The organism is Chitinophaga sp., assembly GCF_035564935.1.
Lineage (GTDB): Bacteria > Bacteroidota > Bacteroidia > Chitinophagales > Chitinophagaceae > Chitinophaga.
Map to the genome: position 1 here is coordinate 1 of NZ_DATMTE010000310.1, position 5,043 is coordinate 5,043.

Annotated in this window: 2 protein-coding genes; both read left to right on the plus strand. The window is 47.0% G+C overall.

The window, feature by feature from the left end:
- Positions 1–72: 72 nt before the first annotated feature.
- Positions 73–2,685, plus strand: a complete 2,613-nt coding sequence (locus VN105_RS08295) for a family 20 glycosylhydrolase (RefSeq protein WP_325639760.1) — start codon at positions 73–75, stop codon at positions 2,683–2,685.
- Positions 2,686–2,872: 187 nt separating this feature from the next.
- Positions 2,873–5,043, plus strand: a 2,171-nt coding sequence (locus VN105_RS08300) for a DUF5916 domain-containing protein (protein WP_325639762.1), incomplete at its 3' end; no start/stop codon positions are given.

The following is a 5,043-nucleotide window of genomic DNA, read 5'->3' on the forward strand; positions in this document are numbered from 1 at the left end:
ACAAAATCCGCGCTAGTTTTTAAATTATTTTATTATCTTTCAAAATAAGCCAATTTTCAATCTATCCACAACATGAAAAGATACAATTATCTTGGCAAGTTGGTTGCAACTTGTATATTCTTATTTAGTACTGTAGCGGGTATCCGGGCACAACAACCCGCACCTTACGATGCTGCCCGGCTGAAAACAAGCTGGGAGGTAGTGGAAAACCACTACCAGGGCCGCGATAATTTCCAGTCGGCCTTCACTTTTATAAATACAGCAGGCAAACCGTTTCCTTCCAAAGGATGGCAGCTGTATTTTAATTTTATCAGGATGGTAACACCGGGCGAACTGCCGGGCCATGTAAAAGTAGAACACATTAATGGTGACCTGTACCGCTTTACACCGGCAGACGGTTTCAATGGCATCGCTCCCGGCGATTCGCTGAAACTGGCTATTACTGGTGATGCATGGGCGGTGAATTTTACAGACGCTCCTTCCGGTTTGTATCTTGTGTGGAACGAACAACCGGAAAAGGGTTTTTCTGTTAAAGATTATAGCATCCGGCCTTCTACTACCGCAAAGCAACTGATGCGTTATCCGGGAGATAAGACCGCAGTAGTAACGCCAACGGATATATTTAAACAGAACGCCACCGTGAAAGATATCGCGGTAGCACAGCTCCCACTGGTTTTTCCTACGCCCAAATCATACAAAGCTACCGGCAGCAACCTGGTGCTGAACACATTTCCCGAAGTAAAAGCCGATCCGCAACTGTCTGCCAGCGCTGCAATACTGGATGCGGAACTAATAACGTTACTGGGTAAACGAAAAAAAGGAACAACTCCTATTCACCTCGTGTATGATACAAACATTACTGCCCCGGAAGGTTACCGTTTGAAGGTAGCACCGGAAGGAATTACGATCAGTGCGGGAACAGAGGCCGGCGCTTTTTATGCGATCCAGTCGCTGAAAACACTGATCCCTCCTGCAGCATTTGCGGGTAACCAGAAATCCATTATTCTCCCCGGTGTGGATGTAACAGATGAACCCCGCTTTGGTTACCGGGCCTTCATGATAGACGTAGCCCGTAACTTTCATAACAAACGTGATATGCTCCGCATCATCGACCTGATGGCGCTGTATAAATTAAATGTGCTGCATTTCCATTTCAGCGATGATGAAGGATGGCGTGTCGAAATTCCTTCTTTGCCTGAGCTGACGACAGTAGGCGCTAAACGGGGTCATAGCAGCGACTGGAAAAATATGCTGCCGCCATCTTATGGCTCCGGTCCTGATACCACCAATACAGCCGGCAGCGGTTATTTTACACGCAACGATTTTATTGAGATCCTCCGTTATGCAACGGCAAGGCATATACGGGTTTTACCGGAAATAGAAAGCCCGGGGCATGCCCGGGCAGCAGTAAAATCAATGGAATCCCGCTACTACCGGCTGAAAGCGGCTGGCCGTGACCAGGAAGCCAAAGAATACCTGCTCACCGACCTGGAGGATAAATCTGAGTATCATTCCGTGCAATACTGGAACGATAACGTGATGAATGTAGCCTTGCCTTCTACCTACCATTTCCTTGACAAAGTGGTGAAAGAGTTACAGGCAATGTATAAAGAAGCCGGCGCACCGCTGAACGCAGTGCATATGGGGGGAGATGAAGTGCCGGGTGGCGTTTTTGAGAAATCACCCGCCTGTATCGCATTGATGCAGCAGGATAAATCACTAAAGCATGTAAATGACCTCTGGTATTATTACTATCGCAAAGTGAACGATCTGCTGAAAGCCCGTGGCTTATCTGTAGCCGGCTGGGAAGAAGCCGGGATGCGTAAAACAACTATCGGCAATGAATCGCAGAGTATTCCCAATCCCGATTTTGTAAACGATCATTTCCAGCTGAATGTATGGAATAACGTGATTGGGGGGGGACAGGAAGATTTATCATACCGCCTTGCGAACGCAGGCTACAAAGTAGTTTTATCCGGCGTGAGCAATTTCTATTTTGATATGGCTTACATGAAGTCTTTTGATGAGCCGGGATTCTACTGGGGTGGCTTTGTAGATGTGGATAAACCATTTTACTTTATTCCGTTTGATTACTACAAGAACTCGAAAGTAGATGGAAGGGGCAATCCGGTTACGCCGGAGTTGTTTGTTGGAAAAGACCGTTTAACAGGTTTTGGCGCATCCAATATACCTGGTATCCAGGGCTTGCTGTGGAGTGAAACAGTGACCAGCTCCGACCGTATGGAATATATGATGTTACCTAAATTATTGGGTCTTGCAGAAAGGGCATGGGCGCAGGATCCGGAGTGGGCTACAGAAAAAGATGCGGCAAAAGCGGATGCACTGTATGCACAGGCATGGAGCGTGTTCAGCAATGTAATGGGTAAACGCGAGATGCCGCGGCTGGATTATTTCGACGGCGGTTTCAACTGGCGCATCCCAACAGCAGGTGCAAAGGTAGACAATGGCGTGCTAAGCGCCAATGTACAGATGCCCGGGTTGGTGATCAGGTATACTACTAACGGTGAAGAGCCTACGTTAAAAAGCCCTGTATATACCGCGCCTGTTACTGCAGGTGGTAAAACGGTGAAACTGAAAGTATTCAGTACCAAAGGACGTAGCAGCAGAACCACAACGGTAAAGGTGCCTGTAGCCGATACACAGATGAAGAGTAATAAGTTATAAATTTTCCGGAAGACAGGAAGGCGGTGGGCAGCGGGTTTCCCTGCAGCTCACCGCCTTTCTCTTGCAGGGCTATTCCAGGTATTCATCTTCCCGGATTCTTATAGATCCGCTGCATTTACCCTTCATCCATTTTCTTCTTGCCCCTTTTACAATTTTTGTATTTTGTCCGTAAACCCATATCAACCTGATGTATCGCATTATTCCACTTATTATCAGCTGTAGTTTTGTTTGCTTTTCATTGTGTGCGCAAAAGAAAAATGACGCTTATCAATTGCAGATCCGCAAAGCAGTTTCCCCTATTAAAATAGATGGCGTAATAGATGAAGCTGCATGGCTGCAGGCCGATATTGCCACTGGTTTTCATATGGTACTGCCGATGGATACCAGCGCCGCCAGGTTGCGGACAGATGTACGAATGACCTACGACGACAGGAACCTGTACCTCGTGGTGGAAAACTACACTATTGGCGATGGACCGTACATGGTTGAATCACTACGGCGCGATTTTGCTTTTCTGAAAAATGACAACTTCCTCTTATTTATGGATCCGTTTGATGATCAGACCAATGGTTTCTCTTTTGGCGCCAACGCCGCCGGGGCGCAATGGGACGGTTTGATGTATGATGGCGGAAAGGTGGACCTGAGCTGGGATAACAAATGGACATCTGTAGTAAAAAATTACCCCGATAAATGGGTTTTTGAAGCAGTGATACCTTTTAAAACCATCCGTTATAAAAAAGGAATTACCAAATGGGGAATTAATTTCAGCCGGAACGATCTGAAAACAACGGAGAAGTCGGCCTGGGCGCCGGTACCGCGACAATTCCCTACTGCTTCGCTGGCGTATACAGGCAACCTGGTTTGGGATGCACCCCCTCCTCCTGCAGGGGCTAACGTATCGTTGATTCCCTATGTACTGGGAGGCATGCTGAAGGATTATGATAAGGCCACCCCTACCAAATACCGGCGGGATGCAGGATTAGATGCGAAAGTGGCTGTTACTTCCTCGCTGAATCTTGACCTCACTGTGAACCCCGATTTTTCGCAGGTAGATGTGGATAAACAGGTAACCAACCTGGATCGTTTTGAATTGTTTTACCCTGAGAAGCGGCAGTTTTTCCTGGAAAACGGCGACCAGATGTCCAATTTCGGGTATGCTACCATCCGCCCGTTTTTCTCAAGGCGTATTGGTTTGGGTGGTGTCCCCATCCGCTTTGGGGCCAGGTTGAGTGGCAAGCTCAATAAAGACTGGCGCTTAGGTATTATGAATATGGAAACAGGAAAACAGGAGGAAACCGGGTTACCCGCGCAAAATTTTACAGTGGCCGCTTTACAACGCAGGGTATTTTCCCGTTCTAATATTGGTTTTATCTTTATTAACAAGGAATCGGTGAACTATGATCCGTCTAAAATAACGGATAAGCCGCTTTACAACAGATATAACAGGAACATGGGCCTGGAGTACAACCTGGCGTCTTCCAATAATTTCTGGACGGGGAAAGCCATGCTGCTGAAGTCATATACACCCAACAAAACCGGCCATGATATTGCACATGCGGCTAACCTGCAGTACACCAGCAAGGATTGGAATATTGGCTGGCAACATGAATATGTGGGGCGTAATTATAATGCGGAGGTGGGATATGTACCCCGCCAGGGATATATAAAGATAGCGCCGCAGGTGACCCGTCTTTTCTTTCCCTTATCCGGGTCTGTATTGAGTCATGGGCCGCAGGTAACCAGTACCTGGTTCTTTGATGAATCCAACCTGCATCGTACCGATAATGAAACCATACTCAATTATGGTATCGTGTTCAGGAAGCGGAACACGCTCAATGTATGGGCATCCAATACCTATATCAAACTGCTGCAACCTTTTGACCCTACTAATACAGGAAAAGATAGTTTGGTAAATGGGAGCCAGCATAACTGGAATACGATAGGCGCTGATTACGTATCCAAACCGCAAAGTTTGTTCACCTATTCCTTGTCGGCCCGCTATGGCGGCTACTATGCAGATGGAAGTCGGCTGATGACCAATACCGAACTGGGATACCGGTTCCAGCCATATGTGAGTATTGCGTTGAGCGCTAATTATAACAACATCAATTTGCCAAAGCCATGGGGGAATAACTCCTTCTGGCTGGTGGGGCCCCGTTTGGATGTAACGATGACCAATACGCTTTTCTTTACCGGTTTTATGCAGTACAACGGGCAACAGAAGAATATGAACCTCAATACCCGTTTCCAGTGGCGTTACAGGCCGGCTTCGGATCTTTTTATCGTTTATACGGATAATTATCTTCCAGAGCCGTTTTACGTGAGAAACCGGGCTTTGGTGCTGAAACTGGTATACTG

Bases quoted from the DNA above. Each gene is read 5' to 3' on its own strand.
- VN105_RS08295 (WP_325639760.1), top strand. From the start codon at position 73: ATGAAAAGATACAATTATCTTGGCAAGTTGGTTGCAACTTGTATATTC.